The sequence below is a fragment of the Halomonas campaniensis genome (genome assembly GCF_014193375.1).
Taxonomy (GTDB): domain Bacteria; phylum Pseudomonadota; class Gammaproteobacteria; order Pseudomonadales; family Halomonadaceae; genus Halomonas; species Halomonas campaniensis.
Genome location: NZ_JACHZF010000001.1, coordinates 40115 through 58626, shown reverse-complemented (window position 1 = coordinate 58626; position 18512 = coordinate 40115). Strand labels below are relative to the sequence as shown.

The 18512-nt window shown below is 68.7% G+C and carries 16 protein-coding genes; 4 read left to right on the top strand and 12 right to left on the bottom strand.

Annotated elements, in window-relative coordinates:
- Together BDK63_RS00250 and BDK63_RS00245 are read left to right on the top strand one after the other, a co-directional pair.
- Positions 1–2275: type I secretion C-terminal target domain-containing protein (locus BDK63_RS00250; RefSeq protein WP_183329307.1), on the top strand; the 2275-nt coding region annotated here is incomplete at its 5' end.
- A 134-nt stretch (positions 2276–2409) separates the two neighbouring features.
- Complete coding sequence (locus BDK63_RS00245; RefSeq protein WP_183329306.1) at positions 2410–2748, top strand: tryptophan synthase subunit beta like protein; 339 nt, start codon at positions 2410–2412, stop codon at positions 2746–2748.
- Positions 2749–3044: 296 nt separating this feature from the next.
- Here BDK63_RS00245 and BDK63_RS00240 read toward each other — a convergent pair whose 3' ends face one another.
- From BDK63_RS00240 to BDK63_RS00220, 5 genes are all read right to left on the bottom strand, one after another.
- A complete protein-coding gene (locus BDK63_RS00240; RefSeq protein WP_183329305.1) occupies positions 3045–4964 on the bottom strand; it encodes an EAL domain-containing protein in 1920 nt (639 codons plus the stop codon).
- A gap of 9 nt (positions 4965–4973) precedes the next feature.
- Positions 4974–5681: a transglutaminase-like cysteine peptidase gene (locus tag BDK63_RS00235; RefSeq protein ID WP_183329304.1), complete on the bottom strand. Its 708-nt coding sequence runs from the start codon at positions 5679–5681 to the stop codon at positions 4974–4976.
- A gap of 74 nt (positions 5682–5755) precedes the next feature.
- A complete protein-coding gene (locus BDK63_RS00230) occupies positions 5756–6940 on the bottom strand; it encodes a cation diffusion facilitator family transporter (RefSeq protein ID WP_183329303.1) in 1185 nt (394 codons plus the stop codon).
- A 17-nt stretch (positions 6941–6957) separates the two neighbouring features.
- Entirely contained in the window at positions 6958–8127 is a 1170-nt protein-coding gene (locus tag BDK63_RS00225) for a 1-acyl-sn-glycerol-3-phosphate acyltransferase (RefSeq protein ID WP_183329302.1), read from the bottom strand.
- Between the two features lie 5 nt (positions 8128–8132).
- The gene (locus BDK63_RS00220; protein ID WP_183329301.1) at positions 8133–9056 is read right to left on the bottom strand and encodes a recombination-associated protein RdgC; all 924 of its coding nucleotides are present in this window, start codon (positions 9054–9056) and stop codon (positions 8133–8135) included.
- A gap of 206 nt (positions 9057–9262) precedes the next feature.
- Here BDK63_RS00220 and BDK63_RS00215 point away from each other — a divergent pair, with 206 nt between their 5' ends.
- Positions 9263–9685, top strand: coding sequence for an acyl-CoA thioesterase (locus BDK63_RS00215; RefSeq protein WP_183329300.1), 423 nt, complete (start codon positions 9263–9265; stop codon positions 9683–9685).
- On the opposite strand, the gene BDK63_RS00210 is transcribed toward BDK63_RS00215, so the two are convergent.
- From BDK63_RS00210 to BDK63_RS00180, 7 genes are all read right to left on the bottom strand, one after another.
- Positions 9675–10835, bottom strand: a complete 1161-nt coding sequence (locus tag BDK63_RS00210; RefSeq protein WP_183329461.1) for an MFS transporter — start codon at positions 10833–10835, stop codon at positions 9675–9677. The genes BDK63_RS00215 and BDK63_RS00210 overlap by 11 nt on opposite strands.
- A 46-nt stretch (positions 10836–10881) precedes the next feature.
- Positions 10882–11430: a hypothetical protein gene (locus BDK63_RS00205; RefSeq protein WP_183329299.1), complete on the bottom strand. Its 549-nt coding sequence runs from the start codon at positions 11428–11430 to the stop codon at positions 10882–10884.
- Between the two features lie 69 nt (positions 11431–11499).
- On the bottom strand, positions 11500–12834 hold the full coding sequence (locus BDK63_RS00200) for a DEAD/DEAH box helicase (protein WP_183329298.1): 1335 nt from the start codon (positions 12832–12834) through the stop codon (positions 11500–11502).
- A gap of 151 nt (positions 12835–12985) precedes the next feature.
- Entirely contained in the window at positions 12986–13513 is a 528-nt protein-coding gene (locus tag BDK63_RS00195; protein WP_183329297.1) for a helix-hairpin-helix domain-containing protein, read from the bottom strand.
- Between the two features lie 96 nt (positions 13514–13609).
- Positions 13610–14212, bottom strand: a complete 603-nt coding sequence (locus BDK63_RS00190; RefSeq protein ID WP_246385624.1) for a PqiC family protein — start codon at positions 14210–14212, stop codon at positions 13610–13612.
- A gap of 33 nt (positions 14213–14245) precedes the next feature.
- A complete protein-coding gene (gene pqiB, locus BDK63_RS00185; RefSeq protein WP_183329296.1) occupies positions 14246–15925 on the bottom strand; it encodes an intermembrane transport protein PqiB in 1680 nt (559 codons plus the stop codon).
- Positions 15922–17277 carry a paraquat-inducible protein A gene (locus tag BDK63_RS00180; protein WP_246385633.1) on the bottom strand — a complete coding sequence of 452 codons (1356 nt, stop codon included), beginning with the start codon at positions 17275–17277 and terminating at the stop codon, positions 15922–15924. The genes pqiB and BDK63_RS00180 overlap by 4 nt, the downstream gene beginning before the upstream one ends.
- A 192-nt stretch (positions 17278–17469) precedes the next feature.
- Here BDK63_RS00180 and BDK63_RS00175 point away from each other — a divergent pair, with 192 nt between their 5' ends.
- Complete coding sequence (locus tag BDK63_RS00175) at positions 17470–18453, top strand: calcium/sodium antiporter (RefSeq protein ID WP_183329294.1); 984 nt, start codon at positions 17470–17472, stop codon at positions 18451–18453.
- Positions 18454–18512 lie beyond the last annotated feature (59 nt).

The following is an 18512-nucleotide window of genomic DNA, read 5'->3' as shown; positions in this document are numbered from 1 at the left end:
TGACACGCCGCTGGATGATCTGCTGGTGAACTACGAGATCGCCTTCACTGATGGACTGGGTCAGGCCGCTGCCGGAGCCAGTCTGGAAGTGACGGTAGTCGACGATGCTCCCCTTGCTGACCCGAACAGCAATTCGGTGGATGAAGGCGCTGTCCTTGATGTATCGGCAGAAGACGGTGTGCTGAAGAGCGACCAGATTGGCGCCGACGGCCCGAGCAATGGTTGGATTACCGGTGTGGCGTTTGGTGATCAGGGCGAGGATGTCAGCGGTGATGTTGGCGTGGCGATTGAAGGAACCTACGGCACTCTGGTACTCAATGCCGATGGCAGCTATCTGTATACCGCCAAGGCAGGGCTGGAAGCGGGCGGCGTAGACGCCTTCACCTACACCATCACCGATGCCGATGGCGACACGGCCACGACCACACTGAGCATCACCGTGGACGATATCGCTGGGCCGACGCTGGACTTGGGAGATGGCACGCTGAGTGTCAACGAGGCCTACCTGCCGGATGGCACCCTGCGCACTGACTACAGCAGCAGTGAGGGTCAGCTGACCGCCAGCGGCAGCTTCACCATTACTGCGCCGGGAGGCTTGGGTACGCTGGCCATTGATGGTGTGGAGCTTCTGACGGACGGCGCTTGGGGGGGCGGCTCAATCGAGATCCCGGCGTCGGAAGGCAGTGAGAATGTGCTGCGGGTGACCGATGTCAGCGAGACCGAGCCAGGCTCGGGCGTGTGGACGGTGAGTTACGTTTTCGAGCTGAACGAAGCCAAGGCGCACCTGGACGGTGACACGCCGCTGGATGATCTGCTGGTGAACTACGAGATCGCCTTCACTGATGGACTGGGTCAGGCCGCTGCCGGAGCCAGTCTGGAAGTGACGGTGTTTGATGACGCGCCACTGCTTGATATTCGTGATGGAATCTTCCAGAACACCGCTGATACCTTGCTTTTTGGTACTTTCGCCAAAATGGGAGCAGATGGTGGTGGCCAAGTAACCTTGACAGGTGTGAGTGTTGAATTCACTGGAAGCGAGTCAAACACCTTGACCTCTGGGGGTGTTCCATTAGTCTATTCGGGGCTTGGAACAAGCATGATTACAGCGACTGCCGGTGATGGAGGGCCGCTGGTATTTACGATGGAGGCCAAACTTGACGGAAGCTATACGTTTATACAGCATGCGCCTGTTGACTTATCTAGGCTTGATGTAGATACGGTTGCTGAAGGGAGTGCTGGTGGTCCAAAAGACGCCTATTATATCTACGAAGATGGTAGCTTTGGTTCTGATCCCAATAAAGATTGGCTGGTAGAGATTACTGCTTCCGGTGGTGGCGAACTGGTAAATGCTAATAATAACCAGCTTGGTGTCGGAACCGCTAATTTCAATGATGGGCAATCTATCCTATTGAATTTTGATGACGCAGGTGACAGTGGGGCAGCTAACGAAGTGTTTACTGCTCAAGTAGGCTTCAATAAGTTCGATACAGGCATTGTGAGCTATACAATTTACTATGCGAATGGTGCAAGCTCTCCTTTAACTGGAAGCATTACTCCAGACGATCTGGATAGTGAAGGTTTCTTTGCGTTACCTGTTTCGCCAGATGGGCTTCTTGTTGACAAGATAGAGTTGGCCGCTTCTGGAACCAATCAAAGCATGGGTGTTAGCGGAATTAATACTTTTGTTCTTGATGACATTGGTGCTGCTGATATTAATTTTGATTTTGATGCGATAGATGCAGATGGGGATGATGTTTCTGGGTCAATCATGCTGACGGCTCAAAACTCTGGGGTCATTATGGGCACAGAGGAAAATAATGCCCTAGCAGGCGGTTCCGGTAACAATGAGATACGAGGTGGTGATGGTGACGACATCCTTATCGGCGGTGCTGGTGACGATATCTTGTATGGCGGTGCGGGTGCCGACACTTTCGCCTGGAGCTTTGGTCAGGATGGCGACCAAGGGACCACAGACTCACCCGCTCAGGATGTGGTGATGGACTTCTCAGTCGGAGAAGGCGATACGCTGACAATCTCGGAACTTTTGAGTGGCTTGCCTCAAGATGCAGGTCAGGATGACTATATCCTCGCCGAGGAGAGTGAGGGCGGTATCCTGCTTCATATCAGCACATCAGGGGGCCTGTCTCTTGGTGGGGATGGGGAGATTACAGGAGCAGATCAAACCATACTTCTGAATAACGTTGATACAGGTGGCCTTTCCGCGAGCGATTATCTGAACTCTCTCATCGAAAACGGCCAGCTCGATATCGACTAATCCCTTTCCACTCCCACGAAGCGCCCGGCATTGCCGGGCGCTTGCTTTCACACCATGCGGCACCATGACAACCATGCTGCACGGCTGGACGATCTGGCCTAGCATGCACGGTATAGCCAGAAGAGAGAGCCTTCATGTACATCAAGCGCGACGACGACGGTCGCATCGAACTGGTCAGCCGGGACGCAACGCCGGACTGCCGCGAATTCCTGGCGGCGGATTCGCCGGAGCTGCTGGCCTTCCTGATGGAAGGCGAGACGGGAAAGGGGCAGGCGCACTTCCAGGCCTCGGATCTCGCCTTCGTGCGGGTGCTGGAGGACGTCATCGAGGTGCTGATGGACAAGGGGGTGATCAGCTTCACCGACCTGCCCGAGCCCGCCCAGCAGAAGGTGATGGAGCGACAGTCGCTGCGTCGGCGCCTGAACGGCCTGCGCCTGGTGAGTGGCGAGGACGAGGAGGGCGGGGTGATCTGAGGAGGGGGGCTATCCGCTTGGGCGCCTTCGGCGCCATTCGCCGGGCAAAGCCCAGCTCCCACCAGTAGCCTAAACCCTTGGTGGCTCTCCGACTGCCAACTCGTTTTATGATATTTGTGTGTGCCATGGCTACCCGGGAGGCCTTCGGCCTCCAGTCGCGAGACAGAGTCTCCCTCCTACAAACAGCGTCGTCTGCAACAAGAAGATTCACAATAGCGTCGCCTGCAACAAGAAGGTTCATAACAGCGCCGCCTGGCTGATTGCCAGGCGGCGCTTTTCGTCATGGAGACAGGTTCTTAGCCGCCGGGGCGGTCGTGCTGGCGAACGCCCGGCCCGGTGACGCCGTCCATGCCCAGTTCATAGAGCAGCTCGGACTCCTGCAGGCTGTCGACGCCTTCGGCGATGGCCAGGATGCCGATGGAGTGGCAGAGCGTGGCCATGCCGCGCAGGATGGTCTGCTGCTCGGGGCTTGCGTCCACGCCGCGCACCAGGGAGGCGTCGATCTTGAGGTAGGCGAGGCCCAGGTCCTGTAGGTCGGAGATGCGCCGGAACTCGCGGCCGACGTGCTCCAGGCCAAGCCGGCAGCCGAAGGGCTGCAGCTCGCGGCACAGGCTGCGGAAGCTCTCCAGGTCGTGGATGACCATGGACTCCGGCACCTCGAGCCACAGCTTGGCGGCGGCCTCCCGCTGGCTGTGCATCAGCGCACGCAGGTCCAGCACGAAGCGGGCGTTGCGCACCGAGGCCGGCGAGAGGTTGATGCCCAGCGGCTTGCCGTGGCGGGCGATCTCCTTGAGGGTGGCCCGGGCCACCGCCATGTCCAGCGCCGCGTCGAGCTCCAGCCGCGAGATCCACGGCATGAACACCCCGGCGTTTCGCCACTCGCCCTTGAGGCGTAGCCGGGAGGGGCACTCCAGGTGCAGCAGGCGGCCCTGGCCGTCCAGCACCGGGAAGCGGCCCAGGTAGACACCGGTCTGCATGGCGTCCTCCAGGGCCCGACGCCACTCCGCATGGCTGGTGAACAGCGGCAGGCGCTCGGGGCCCTCGGCGACCAGCTGGGCGAGGTCGCCACGGTTCTCGGCGGTGGCCAGCGCCCCGTCGAGGCTGGCCATCAGCGCGCTGGCCCGGTCGCCCTGGGAGTAGGCGATCAGCGCCGAGGGCAGCCCCAGGCTCACGCGCGACTCGTCCTGCTTCAGGAGCTGGAGGCGCTGGGTGATGTCGCGGCCGACCGTCGCCGGGTCGAGGTTGCCGGGCAGCAGCAGGGCGAAGTCGCCGCCGCCCAGGCGGCCGGCCACGCCGTCGCCGCGCACCTTGCCCAGCTGGTCGAGGCTGTCGGCCAGGGACTTGAGCAGGGCGTCGGTATCGGCGTGGCCGAGCTGCTCGCTGATCTCGCCCAGCCGCGCCAGGCGCACCAGCGCCAGGGTGCCGCTGGCCTGGCGGCCGCTGCTCTCCAGCCCGTTGCGCAGCTGGCCGAGGAAGGCCTCGCGGTTGAGCACGCCGGTCACGGCATCGTGCTGCAGCCGGCGGCGCAGCTGGTCGAGTCGTTCGCTCTCGCGCCCCAGCATGTCGCGCACGCTGCCGGAGAGCTGGTTCATGGCCTGGACCACCTCCTTGAGCTCGCGGGTGCGGGGCTCCTCGGAGGTGGTGAAGCGCCGGTCGCCGATATCCCGGGCCTGCTGGACCACCGCCTTCAGCGGCCGGCGGATGGTGCGCACGATCCAGGCGGCCAGCAGCAGGCTGATCGCCCCGGCCAGGGCGAACCAGCCGAGCAGCGCCAGGGTGCTCTGCCACAGCGACTGGTAGGCGAAGCTGTGCTGGCTCTGCAGGGCCAGGGTGCCGTACTGCCGCCAGCCGTCCTGGATCACCGCACGGCCGGGCGGGACCTCGAAGCGCACCAGGTCGACGAACCAGCTGGGCACGTCCTCCACCCGCTCACTGCCCTCGCGCCGATCGATGATCTCGCCCGCGGGGTCGCGCAGCTCGATCAGCCGGTAGTGGCCGGTGTCGAACTGGGCCGCCATCAGCAGGCCGATGGTCACCGGGTCCTTGTCGAGCTGGCTCATCGACAGCGCCAGGGCGTTGGCGTTGTCGGCGTTCTTGATCTGCACTTCCTGCTCGATGTAGTGGCGGCTGGTGCTCACGCCGATGAACAGGCTGCCGCCGAAGGCCAGCAACAGCAGTACCACGATGGTCAGCCAGAGCTGCTTGATTAGCGACATGGTCGTCTCCTAGATGAATCCCTGTTCACGCATGCGCTCGATCACGCTGCGCCACCGCGACAGCCGGGCCAGCGGGTCGGCCCGGGACTGCTCGCTGCCCCCCGCCCAGAGGCCTTGGCTGTTGAAACTGAACAGCGGGTCGAGGTCGGTGCGCTGGGAGGCCGGCGTGATCGAGGGCACCAGGTTGTCGAGGATCAGCGGCTCGGCCCCCGGCGTCTCGTAGTAGCCCAGCACCATGTGGGCCTGGGTGATCTGGCTGCGGCCGATGCGCGCGCGCACGTAGATCATGCGCAGCTGCTGGCCGGGCACGCCGAGCTGCTTGAGGGTCACGTACTTGGCGATGGAGTAGTCCTCGCAGTCCCCCTGGCCCTGGCCCATGGTCTCCAGGGGGGTCGCCCAGTGGTCTTCGGCGCCCCAGTTGTCGATGTCGTCCACCCAGCGCACGCGGCGATTGAAGAAGGCGTTGACCTCGCGCAGCCGGGTCTGCAGGTCGGCGCCCCGCAGGCGGTCGAGCAGCGCGAACCACTCCTCCAGCACGGCGAGGCCACCCTGGCCGTAGCGGCGCTGCATGCTCTGGCGAAGGCGCGAGGGGTCGAGGTTGGCATCGACGAGGCCCGGGCGTAGCCCCAGCCCGGTCGCCAGCAGCAGGCCGCCCAGCCCCACCAGGAAACGGCGGCGGCCGGGCGACACGGGGTGATGCGGTGGCGGTCGTGGCATCCGGAAGCTCGGCTGGTTCGGCAATGACTAAAGTTTAGGCGCAGCGGGCGCCTCATGCGAATGCCTGAGGCGTCTCATCCCTTGCCGGGCCCCTGCCAGACGCGCAGCCGGCCGACCCAGCCGAGCGGGAGGGCGGCCCGGCGCAGCTCGTCGGCGGCCTCGTCCAGACTCTGGCCGTCCGGCAGCGCGTTGACGAAGATCGAGACGTCCACCTGGTTGTCCAGGTAGTGCAGGTCCAGGGCGACCCGGGCATGCCAGACGCTTACGTTGCGCCAGGTCTCGTCGAGCATCCCCTCCACATCGCCGCGCAGCGGCAGGCCGGGGCGCAGGCTGTGCTCCGTCTCCCCCGAGTCATCCTCGGGGTCGATATGGAAGGTGACATCGGACAGGCGGGGGAAGGCCTCGCGCAGCCGGCGGGTCACGGCGTTGCCGATCTCGTGGGCCTCGGAGACCGTCACTCGCGGGGGCACGACGATGTGCAGGTCGAGCAGGGCGTGGCTGCCCAGGGTGCGGGTACGCAGGTCGTGTACTCCCCTGACCCCGGGCACCCGCTCGGCCACCGCCTGCATCTCGCGGCGCTCCTCCCCGGGCAGGGCGGTATCGATGAGCTCCTGGCTCGACTCCCACAGCAGCCGCCCCCCGACCTGGCCGACCATCACGCCGACGATGACCGCGGCCACCGCATCCATCCAGCCGGCGCCGAACTGGGCGGCGACCAGGCCGACCAGCACCACCACGGTGGAGAGGGCATCGGAGCGGGAGTGCCAGGCGTTGGCCTCCAGCAGCCGGGAATTCACCCGCCTGGCCACGCGCATCGTGTAGCGGAAGATCCACTCCTTGGCCCCCAGGGCGATCACGGCGATGCCGATGGCCCAGAGGCCGGGCGCGGGAATCGGCTCGCCGGCAATCAGTCGCGTCACGCTGGCCCAGGCGATGCCCCCGGCGACGAAGATCAGTACGCTGCCCAGCCACAGGGTGGCCAGGGTCTCGATGCGGCCGTGGCCATAGGGGTGGTTGCTGTCGGGTGCCTGGCGGCCGAAGTGGGTGGCCGCCAGCACGAAGACATCGGTGAGGATGTCGGAGAAGGAGTGGATGCCGTCGGCTACCAGGGCCGCCGAGCCGACCATGAAGCCGGCGACCATCTTGGCCACGCCCACCACGAAGTCGACCAGCGCCCCGATCAGCGTGACCTTGTGGGCCTCGCGGGTCTGGGCGCCGCGGTCCGGGGGAAGGGGGTGGTGTGCGTGGGAGTGGCCCATGGTGCCCTCGTCGTGGGTCAGTCGCCGATCCGTCCGGCCTTGTTGCGCACCGGGTTGGCGTACTGGGCCAGCCACCAGTCGCGCAGCTCGGCCGGTACCTGCTGGAGCCTGGCCCGGAAACGGGCGCGGTCCGCGTCGGTGATGCCGCTCGGGTCCACCAGCTCCGGGGCATCGCCCAGGGCCTCCAGGGCCAGGTAGTGGCTGGGGAAGAGGTGGTAGCCGGCCAGCACCTGGCGGTCGATCTCGGCGGCCACCGCCTCGGCCCCGTCGAAGTCGGCGGCCAGCGGCGTGCCGAAGGTCAGCCGGACGCGGCCCTTGTGGCCGGTGATGCCCGCCACGATGGACTGGATGTCCTCGAACTGGCCCTTCGCGTAGTTACCGCTGGTGTGCAGGGCGTGGAGCTCGCGGGCCTTCTGCACGTCGCAGGGGTCATACTCGTAGCTGATCGACACCGGCACCAGGCGCAGCTCGCGGATGGCCTCGCCGACGCCGACCTCGCGGTCCTCGGCGCGGCGCGACATGGTCATCATCTTGATGATGGCCGGGTCGGTGCGGTCGATGCCATCCTTGGCGCGCCCCTCGCGCTGGGCCATCCAGATCGAGTGGTTGTCCTCGGTGATGGAGTGGCGGATGTAGCCGGAGAGCCGCTGGTAGGCCGCCAGCATGGCGCGCTTGCCGCGGGCGCTGCGCGGCACGATGAAGCTCTTGTTGAGGCGCATCAGGTCGGTGACATAGGGCTTCTTGAGCAGGTTGTCGCCGATGGCGATGCGCACCGTCGCCCGGCCGGCCAGGTAGAGGGCATAGTTGACGAAGGCCGGGTCCAGCGAGATGTCGCGGTGGTTGCCGATGAACAGGTAGGCGGTGTCGTCATCCAGCGCCTCCAGGCCGTCGGCACGGAAGTCGTCGGTGGTGGTGCGGATCATCCGCTCCATGTAGTGGGCGATGCGCATCTGGAAGTCGTGGACGCTGGACACGCCGCGCACCTCGCGGCGGATCGCCAGGCTGGCCAGGGTGCGCGACAGGCTGGGCATGAACCGCGACAGCCGCGGCAGGCGGAAGCGGGTCAGGGCATCCAGCAGTTCGGGGTCGTGGGCCAGGCGCGACAGCACCTCGGCGACCTCGTCATCCTGATAGGGGCGGATCTCCGCCCAGGGATCCGTGGAGGCGTCGGGTCGTTTCTCGGTCATGGAACTCACACGTTGCTCGCGGTACCGGCCTCACCGCCCAGCCAGGCGATCAGGCGCTCGATGCTTTCGCCCAGGGCCTGGGCCATCAGCACGAAGTCGGTCTCCAGCCGCATCAGGGCGTCGTCGCCGTCGTCGGACTGGTTGGCCTCCTCGATCAGGGCGTCGCCGAAGCGCAGGGACTTGAGGGCCAGGTCGTCATGCAGCACGAAGCTTAGCCGCCCCTCGAGTTCCAGGGCCAGCTTGCTGGCCTGGCGGCCGCTCTCCAGCAGCTGCTGGATCTCGTCGCTGTCCAGGTCCACCTGGCGGGCGCGCAGCACGCCGTCGTCGCCCTTGGCCTTGAGCTCCACCTGGTCGCCCAGCACCAGGTCGGCGGGCCGCGAGCCGGGGTCGGTCAGCCACTGGGTCATGGCGCGGACCGGCAGGGTCTGGCTGGCCAGCGGCGTGACCTTGAGACTGCCCAGGGTCTCGCGCAGCAGGTCCAGCACCTCCTCGGCGCGGGTGCGGGAGCTGGCGTTGATGCCGATCAGCCCGCGGCGGGTGTCCCACCACAGGTCGATCCTCTGGCTGCGCACGAAGGCGCGGGGCAGCAGCTCCTCGACCACCTGCTCCTTCAGGGTGATCTTCTCCTGGCGGCGCAGCTTGCGGCCCTCGCGGGCCTCCACCTCGGCGGCGCGCTCTTCCACCTCCTCGCGCACCACGGCGGCGGGCAGCAGGCGCTCCTGGCGCAGGGCGCTGATCAGCCGCTGGCCCTGCAGGTCATGCAGCCGCGCGGTGCCGGCCCGGCCGGCGGGGGCGGTCCAGCCCATCCGGCGCGGATCACGGCTGCCCAGGGGGCGCGCGGCGTGCTCGGCCAGGGCCTCCTCGAGGGTGGCCGCATCCAGCTGCGGTGCGTCGTGCAGGCGATACAGGTGCAAGTGCTTGAACCACATGAAGCATTTCCCGAGCGAAAAGGACCGCCATTATCCCCGAAGGGGGGCGGGGGTACCAGCGTGTCGGCCCCTGCTAGTGGCGTGCCGGCGAGACGGCAATCGGCAGCGGGGGATACGCCGAGATAAAACGATCGTTTGATTGTCGGCCGGTCGGCTGGCTAGAATCGGGCCCTCACCCCAAGACTCACACCACTAGGAGGCATGGCATGGACTCCCGCATCTCCCGCACCGCCCTGCGCGTGCGCGGCTACCACCTGGACGGCTACGGCCACGTCAACAACGCCCGCTATCTCGAGTTCCTCGAGGAGGGGCGCTGGGGCTACTTCGATGACCGCCCCGAGGTGGCACGCCGCCTGCAGCGCGGCGACGTGGCCTTCGTGGCGGTCAACCTCAACATCGACTATCGCGAAGCGGCGGTAGCCGGCGATGACCTCGAGGTGCTGACCCGCCTGGCCGAGCTGGGCACCCGCAGCGCCAGGATGCGCCAGGAGATCCGGCGCGTCAGGGATGGGGCCCTGGTCAGCGACGCCACCCTGACCTTCGTGCTGCTCGACGTGGCCGCCAACCGGGCAATCCCCATCGAGGGCGAGGTACGCGACCTGCTCGCCCCGCTGGTGCTCAGCGAGTGACGAGGCCTCCTGCCGCGTCGACCTCCAGTCGGCGATTGCGGCCGGCGAACAGGGCGAAGCCCATGCTGGTGGCGACGATGCCCAGCAGCACCAGGGTGACGCTGGGCAGGCCGACCCCGAACTGCAGCATCACACCGATGCCCAGCGGGCCCATGGCGGCCAGGGTATAGCCCCCGCCCTGGGCGATTCCCGACAGCTTGCCGGCCAGCCGCGAGTTGCCGGTGCGCAGCACGATCAGCGTCAATGCCAGGCTGAAGCCACCGCCCTGGCCCAGTCCCAGCAGCACCACCCCGGGCCAGCGCCAGGCCGCCGGCGCCTGCAGCAGCAGCCAGAAGCCCGCGCCGACGCAGCCCAGCACGATCAGCAGGGCGGGTCGCTGGTCGCGGCCGAGCCTGGCCAGCCAGGGGGCCGACAGCGCGGAGATCAGCTGCACCATCACCGAGGCCCCCATCATCCAGCCGGCCTCGGCCTCGCTGTAGCCCCGCGCCACCAGCAGGGTGGGCAGCCAGCCGAAGACGATGTAGGCCAGCGACGACTGGCTGCCCATGAACAGCATCACCTGCCAGGCCAGCGGCTGGCCGAGCAGTTCGCGGGTGGAACCGCCGCCGCCCGGCAGCGCCGTGGCGCCGTCGTGGCGCGGCATCAGGGTCAGCCAGGCCACCAGGCCCAGGGCCGCAAGGGCGGACCAGCTGGCCAGCCCGGCGGACCAGCCACCCAGGGCGTCGGCCAGGGGAATGCTCAGCCCGGCGCCCAGGGCGCCCCCCAGGCAGAGCGCCATGGTGTAGACGCCGGTCATCAGGTCCGCACCGGCGGGCAGTTCGCGCTTGACCAGGGCCGGGAGCAGGGTGCCGGCAATGCCGATCGCCGCTCCCACCATCAGGGTGCCGATGAACAGCGCCGTGGTGGCCGCAATGCCGCGCAGCAGCAGGCCGCTGGCCAGCAGCAGCAGGGCGGCGGAGAGGGTGGTCTCGGGGCCCAGGCGCTTGGCCAGCCAGGGCGCCAGGGGGGCGAAGAGGCCGAGGCAGAGCACCGGCAGGGTGGTGAGGGCCCCGATGGACAGGGCCGAGAGCCCCATGTCCTGCTGGATGCGGGTCAGCACCGGGGCCAGGCTTGAGAGGGCAGGACGCAGGTTGAGCCCCACCAGCACCATCAGGCCGATGAAGACTAGCAGCGCGCGACGGTCGGCTCGCGGGGCATCAGTCACCGTCACGTCGCCACTCCCGGCCGGCCCCGAGCCGCGGGCCCCGGGAGGCTTCGCGCTTCGGCGCCAGCAGCGGGTCGTCCTCGTTGGCGTTCTCGGCCCGGAAGACCACTTCGCCCGGTCGCCGGGGCGTGGTCCCCTCCACCCGCTGGCGGATGTCGGTGACATCCTCGATGCTCACCAGGGCATGGGGGCCCGCGGCGGGGTTCGGCTGGACGGTGAGCCGGCCCTGGAAGGTCCAGCAGCGCTGCGGCACCTGGGCAATGCTCCAGTCGCGTCCCTGCCAGCGGGCCTGGTCATCGGGCAGCAGCTGCAGCGCCTCGGCGGGCACCAGGGCGGCGAACAGGCGGGCATTGAGCATCACGCCGCCGGCAGCCATCCTCACGGGGCCCGAGAAGTGACCGCCCTCAAGCGCTGCCAGTACCGCCTTGCGGTTCGGCTTCGCCTCCAGGGTGGCGCGTCCACACAGGTGGAGCAGGTCGGTATCGACCTGCTTGATCACCCAGACGTCGATGGGCGTCTTGCCCAGCAGTCGCTTCAACATGGTGGTGTCGCATCACTCGTCGATAAGAGCGGGCTACATTCGCATATTCCGAACTAGCCCGCCAGCCGGTCAGGCCTGACGCGAGCCCTGGCCGCCGCGCCTACGGCGGCGCGGGGCGCGTGCCTCGTCGCCCCCGCTGCGCTGGCCGCCGGCGTTGCCGCCGCGCGCGGACTGGCCGCCACGCCGCTGGCCGTCCTGGCGCTGGCCACCCCGGCCGCCGCCACCGCCGCGCCGGTTGCGGCCGTTCTCGATGGGCTCGGGCTTGGCATTGGGGTCGGGCTCGAAGCCGGGCTCGATGCGCTTCTCCAGGTCGCGCTTGATCAGCCGCTCGATCCCCTTGAGCAGGCCATGCTCGTCGACGCAGACCAGCGATACGGCCTGGCCCTCGCTGCCGGCGCGGCCGGTGCGGCCGATGCGGTGGACATAGTCCTCGGCCACGTTGGGCAGCTCGAAGTTGACCACGTGGGGCAGCTCGCTGATGTCGAGGCCGCGGGCCGCGATATCGGTGGCCACCAGCACCTGCAGGTCGCCAGTCTTGAAGGCGGCCAGGGCCTTGGTGCGGGCCGACTGGCTCTTGTTGCCATGGATCGCCATGGCCGGGATGTCCTGCTTGCTGAGCTGCTCGGCCAGGCGGTTGGCGCCGTGCTTGGTGCGGGTGAAGACCAGCACCTGGTGCCAGTCATGCTCGGTGATCAGGTGGGCGAGCAGCTCACGCTTCTTCTCGCGATCCACGCGGTAGATCGCCTGGTCGACGAGTTCCGCGGTGGTGTTGCGACGCGCCACCTCGATCATCGCCGGGCGGTCCAGCAGCTTGTTGGCCAGCGCCTGGATCTCGTCGGAGAAGGTCGCCGAGAACAGCAGGTTCTGGCGTTTCTCGGGGAGCACCCGGAGGATCTTCCTGATGTCGTGGATGAAGCCCATGTCGAGCATGCGGTCGGCTTCGTCGAGCACCAGGATCTCGACCTTGGAGAGGTCGACATGCTTCTGCTGCTGCAGGTCGAGCAGACGACCCGGGGTGGCGACGAGCACATCCAGGCCCGGGCGGATGGCATCCACCTGGGGCTGCTGGCCCACGCCGCCGAAGATCACGTGGCTCTTCAGGGTCAGGTGGCGGCCATAGTCGGCCACGCTCTCGCCGACCTGGGCGGCCAGCTCGCGGGTCGGGGTCAGCACCAGGGCGCGCACCTCGCGCCGCCCGGGGCGCGGGCCGCCGGCCAGGCGCTGGAGCATCGGCAGGGTGAAGCCGGCGGTCTTGCCGGTGCCGGTCTGGGCGCTGGCCAGCAGGTCACCGCCCTCGAGGACGGCGGGGATGGCCTGGCGCTGGATCGGGGTCGGGGTGGTGTAGCCCTGCGCCTCGACGGCACGGAGCAGTTCGGCACGCAGGCCGAGTTCGGAAAAGGTCATGCGGTCTCCGCAGAACACCACGGCCGCGCCACGCAATGACGCGTGGCCAGTCCCGGGCCGGGGCGTGAGAAATTCGGGTTCAGGGCGCGGCAGGAGGGACTCGATGATGTGCCGCGAAGGGCATTATGCCAGAACCTGCGCGCCTGTGCAGCTACTTAGCGTCCGCCGCCGGGGCGTCCGCCGCGAGGCTGGCGCGGATGCGGGCCAGGGTGGCGGCGTTGAGGCCGGTGATCGCGTCGAGGCCCTCGGGGCCTAGCGCGCGCAGCTGGTCGAGGTCGCTGATGCCGTGGGCGAACAGGCGCCGGGCCGTGACCGGGCCGATGCCGTCCAGGGCGGTCAGCCCGCGGGCATGGCGGTTGAGGAAGGCCTCGTGGGCGTCCTCGTCGAGGCTGTCGCAGGCGCCATCCTGATAGAGCTGGCAGGCCAGCCGGTCGACGCCGCGGCGCACGTCGCCAAGCATCGGCAGCGCCACGAAGGCGTGCCGGGCGGCCAGGGCGTCGAGCTCGGCCAGGGCCCGGTCGGCCTGCTCCAGCTCGGCCAGGGCGTCCTCGCCGTGGGTGTCGCTGGCCAGCGCGATCAGCAGGGCGCGGCGGGCGCGCCTGGCCATCTCGCGGAGCTCGAGGGCGATGGCGTGGCGGAACTCGCGTTCGGCGAGCTCCCGGGTCAGGTCGTCATGCATGGTGTCGTCCCTGTCGATGGGAAGTCTGTCGATGGGAGGCGCCTCGGGAGGCCTGAGCTGACCATAGCCCAGCCCCGGCCGTTCTGCCTGCCGGGCTCAGCGCGCACGGCGCACCGCCTCGGCGAGCTCATCGGCCGCGCTGTCCCAGCCGCGGCCCAGGGCGCGCACCAGGGCGGGGTAGCCGTCGTCGTCGAGCTCGGTCTCCACCTGCAGGGGGGCCATGGCCAGCAGGCGGCCCTCGGCGTCGCGCAGCTGCCACAGGCCGCCGATCACGGCCAGGCCGTCGTGGCGGCCCTGGAAACGGTCCAGCTCCAGGCGCAGGGCGAGGGCACCGGGCTCGCGTACGCCGACCTCGTCGAGCATCACCCGGGTATCGGGCAGGCGTGCCGCCAGGCGCGCGCGCAGGCCGCGCTCCAGCTGGCGGCCCAGCGCCTCCGCCCACTGGTGGCCACGGGCCTCCACCAGGGTGATGTCGTCGACCTGCATCACCAGGCCCTCCACGTCCAGGTAGTGGGCCAGCCGGGGAGAGCGCAGCAGCAGCAGGTGCTCCGCCTCGGCCCCTGCCGCGGGCCCCGCCGGGTCGACGGCGTCGGGCAGCGCATAGCGCTGGGGGGCCGGGCCGGGGCTGGCGCAGCCCGCCAGCGTCGCGGTGATCAGCAGGGCCGCCAGGGCGGCGCCGATTCCTCTCCTTGCCATCATCGTCGTGGCTCCTTCATCGGTGTCCTTGCCGGGTCAGTCGCGGCGCGGGGCGCGCGGCTGGGGATCCTCGGTGTCCAGGCTGTCGAACAGCAGGGCGCGGGGGTTGTCGGAGAGCGTCCTGGCCACCGGCTGGAGGTCGCGCATCAGCCGCTCGAGGCGGCCCACGGCCGTCGTCAGCTCCTGGTAGGCGGCGGATTCGGGCGATAGCCCCTGCAGGGTGCCCTGCAGCTCCTGCAGGGTGGCATTGAGGTTACCGGGCACCTCGCGGGTCGCCGGGTCCTCGAGCATTCCCTGCAGAGAGGCGGACAGCGCGCGCACCTCGCCGAGCATCGCCTCGGAGGCGGCCAGGTTGCGGTCCATCCCCGCCAGCAGCGGTTCGATCTCCAGGCCGTTGAGCTTGGCCAGCAGGTCGGTGACCTGGGCCTCGATCAGCGCGAAGCCCCCGGAGGTGGTGGGGAACACGGTCTTCTCGGCGAAGGTCTCGGCCACGTGCTGGTCGGCCAGGTCGCGCTGGAAGTTGAGGTCGACGAACAGCGCCCCGGTCAGCAGGTTGCCGCTCTTCAGCGAGGCGCGCAGGCCCAGCCCGAACAGCCGGTCGAAGCGCTCGCGCCACTCGGCGAGCTGGATCTCCTGGTTCTCGATGCCCAGCCGCTGGGGCTCGATGCGGATCAGCACCGGGATCGAGAAGCCCGAGCGGCCCTCGGGCTGGGGCGCGTTGAAGTTCCAGGGCACCGCCGCCACGGTGCCCACCCGCACGCCGCGAAACTCCACGGGGGCGCCGCGGGAGAGGCCGCGCACCGAGTCGTCCACCAGCAGCACGTACTCCAGGTAGCGGTTGAAGGTGCCCTGGCGGGCGCTGTCCTCGTCGGGATAGAGGTTGAAGGTGACATCGGCCTCCACCTGGCGGCCGAGCGGCAGGTCCTCGGGCACGCCGAAGGTGACGCCGCCGCCCAGCAGCGCCTCGAAGGACTCGACGTTGACCCGGAACCCCTCGGAGTCGAGGCGCAGGTCGATGCCGCTGGCCGACCAGAAGCGGGTGCTGTCGGTGACCAGGGTGTCGTAGGGCGCCTCGATGAACACGCGGTGCTGCATGCGGCGGGTCTGGGCGTCGAAGGTGGCGTCCTCGACGCGGCCCACGGTGTAGCCCTGGTAGGTGACCGGGTCGCCGACCCGCAGCGAATTGCCGAGCTGGCTGACCAGGTTGATGCGCAGCCCGGCGGCCCCGGCCGGGGCCACCGGGGGCTGGTCGCTGACCTCGAACTCCCGGGAGGCGGTGTCGCTGCTGCCCGGCTCCAGCTGGATGAAGGCCCCGGAGAGCACGGTGCCCAGCCCGCTGATCCCCTCGCGCCCGACCCGGGGCTTGACCACCCAGAAGCGGCTGTCCTCGACCAGCATGGCGTCGGTGTCGGGGCTCATCCGTGCGGTGATCACCGCCGTCGACAGGTCCTCCGAGAGGTTGACCCGCTCAACCCGGCCGACCTCCACGTTGCGGGTCTTGATCAGGGTGCTGCCGGCCTCGATGCCCTCGGCGTTGCTCATCACCAGGGTGACCTGGGGGCCGCGGCTGCGGTAGTTGTCGTAGACCAGCCAGGCGCCGATCAGGATCGCCACGATGGGCACGATCCAGATCGGCGAGAAGCGTGCCTGGGGCGAGGCCTTGGCACGGTGCAGGTCGCGCTCGGGAGCGTCGTCGACGCGCGAGGCATCGCTCATCCGGGAGTTCCTTCTGGGTGACGGTCATGGGGGCCGGCGCCGGTCGGGCGGCGGGAGCGGCGGGGCAGCGGGGTGTCCCAGATCAGCCGGGGGTCGAAGGTCATGGCGGCCAGCATGGTGATCACCACCACCGCGCCGAAGGCCAGGGCGGCGGGGCCGGGGGTGATCGACATCAGCGAACCGGCGCGGATCAGCGCCACCAGGATCGCCACCACGAAGACGTCGATCATCGACCAGCGGCCGATGAACTCGGTGAGGCGATAGAGGCGGGTACGGGTCGCGGCGTTGAGCTCGCTGCTGCGGTTGACCACCAGGCAGAGCCAGGCCAGGGCGACCAGCTTGCCTACCGGCACGATCACGCTGGCGACGAAGATCACCGCGGCCACCGGCCAGGAGCCCATCTGGATCAGCTCCACCACGCCGCCGATGATGGTGGAGGGGGAGCTCTGGCCGAGGCTGGTGGTGGTCATGATCGGGTAGACGTTGGCCGGCACGTACATCACCGCGGCCGCGGCGAGCAGCGCCCAGGTGCGCTGCAGGCTGTGGGGCAGCCGCGGGCGCAGCCGTTCGCCGCAGCGTCGGCAGCGTCCGCGCCCTCCGGGGTCGAGCCGGTTGACCAGGCCACAGGTGGCGCAGCCGGCCAGGCCCTGGGGCGCGGCGGTCTCGCCGGTGCGGGTGCCCTCCGGGGCGCGCGGCTCGCCGGCCAGCGAGAACCACATCCAGTCGGCATCGATGGACTGGGTGGTGAGCAGCAGCAGGAGGGCGAAGACGCAGAAGGCCCAGAAGGAGGCGCCGAGCTCGATCTGGGCCATGCCCGCCACCTTGATGAGGCTCACCAGGGCGCCGATGATGAAGACGTCCGCCATCATCCAGGGGTTGAGCTGGGCCAGCGAGCGGGCGATGGTGCGACTGGCCGGCAGCGGCTCATCCCGCAGCAGGCCGAGCTGCAGCCAGATCACCCCGAGCAGGTAGACCGCCGGCAGCACGATGATCGTCAGGATCACCGCGATGGCCACCACCGGCTGGTGGAAGCCGATCAGGGTGGTGGCGGTCTGGGAGAGCTCGATCCGGTTGCCGATGCCGCCCACGGTAAAGCTGACGAAGGGAAAGGAGAGCGCCATGGCCAGCGCCAGCAGCGCCGACAGCGCCAGCGCCATGCTGCGCTGGGCCGGGCGGAAGTGGCGCTTGACCAGGGTATGGCCGCAGCGCGGGCAGTCGGCCTTCTCGCCGGCGCGCAGCGGGGGCAGGGCCACCACCCAGTCGCACTCCCCGCAGGCGCGCAGCCGCCGTCGCGCCCGCGCCTCCGGCGGGGTGCGGTCCACCCGCGGCGCCTCGGCGGGCAGCGAGGGCAGACGGGCGAGGAATCGAGAGGGACGCTGGGCCACTGTGAGGTCTACCACCTTGTAACGGGACATCCACGAGGCCGGAAAAAGGCGTACACTGCGCCGCGACTGCCGCCCGGCCCCTTGCCGGAAAGTGTGACACGTTGACGGCAGGCACACCATAGTCAAACATTCACCCCTGAATGTTCACGAGGGAACCCCATGATGCTTCCTGCAGTGGCCGTCGTGGCGGGCCTGGTCCTGCTCGTCTGGAGCGCGGAGCGCTTCGTCGGCGGGGCGGCCGCCACCTCGGCGCGGCTCGGGCTCTCGCCGCTGCTGATCGGCATGCTGGTGATCGGCTTCGGCACCTCCGCACCGGAGCTGGTCGTCTCGGCGCTGGCGGCGGGGCAGGGCAATCCCGGCCTGGCGCTGGGCAATGCCTACGGCTCCAACGTCGCCAACATCGGCCTGATCCTGGGCCTGGTCGCGCTGATCTCCCCCCTGGCGGTGCACTCTACCGTGGTGCGACGCGAGCTGCCGATCCTCGGCGGCGTGACCCTGCTCTCGGCCCTGCTGATGTGGGGCGGGGTGATCGGCAGGCTCGAGGGGGCCCTGCTGCTGGTCCTGCTGGCCGCCTTCATCGGTACCAGCATCCTGCGTGCCCGCCGGGAGGGCGCCGACGCCCTCGCCGTGGATACTCAGGAGAGCCTGGCGGAGCATCCGATGTCGCTGGCGGCCGGCCTGGCCTGGACCGGCATCGGCCTGGTGCTGCTGGTGGTCAGCTCGCGGATCCTGGTATGGGGCGCGGTGGCCATCGCCCAGGGGTTCGGCGTCAGCGACCTGATCATCGGCCTCACGGTGGTGGCGGTGGGCACCTCGCTGCCGGAACTGGCCTCCTCGATCAGCGCCCTGCGGCGTCGCGAGCATGACCTGGTGCTGGGCAACGTGGTGGGCTCGAACCTCTTCAATACCCTGGGGGTGGTGGGGCTCGCCGCGGTGATCCACCCCATCCAGGTCGGTGCCGAGGTGCTGCTGCGCGACTGGAGCCTGATGGCCGCCATGACCGTGCTGATGGCGGTCTTCGCCCTGGGCTGGCGCGGCCGGGAGGGGCGTATCAATCGCCTGGAGGGGGCGGTCCTGCTGGCCATGTACCTCGGCTATACCGCCTGGCTGGTCCACCTGGTGCTGCGTGGCGGTGCGGCCTGAGCGAGCGCCTGCGACATCGCGACACACGGACTCGGGTCAACTTTCCTCAAGAGTCCGTG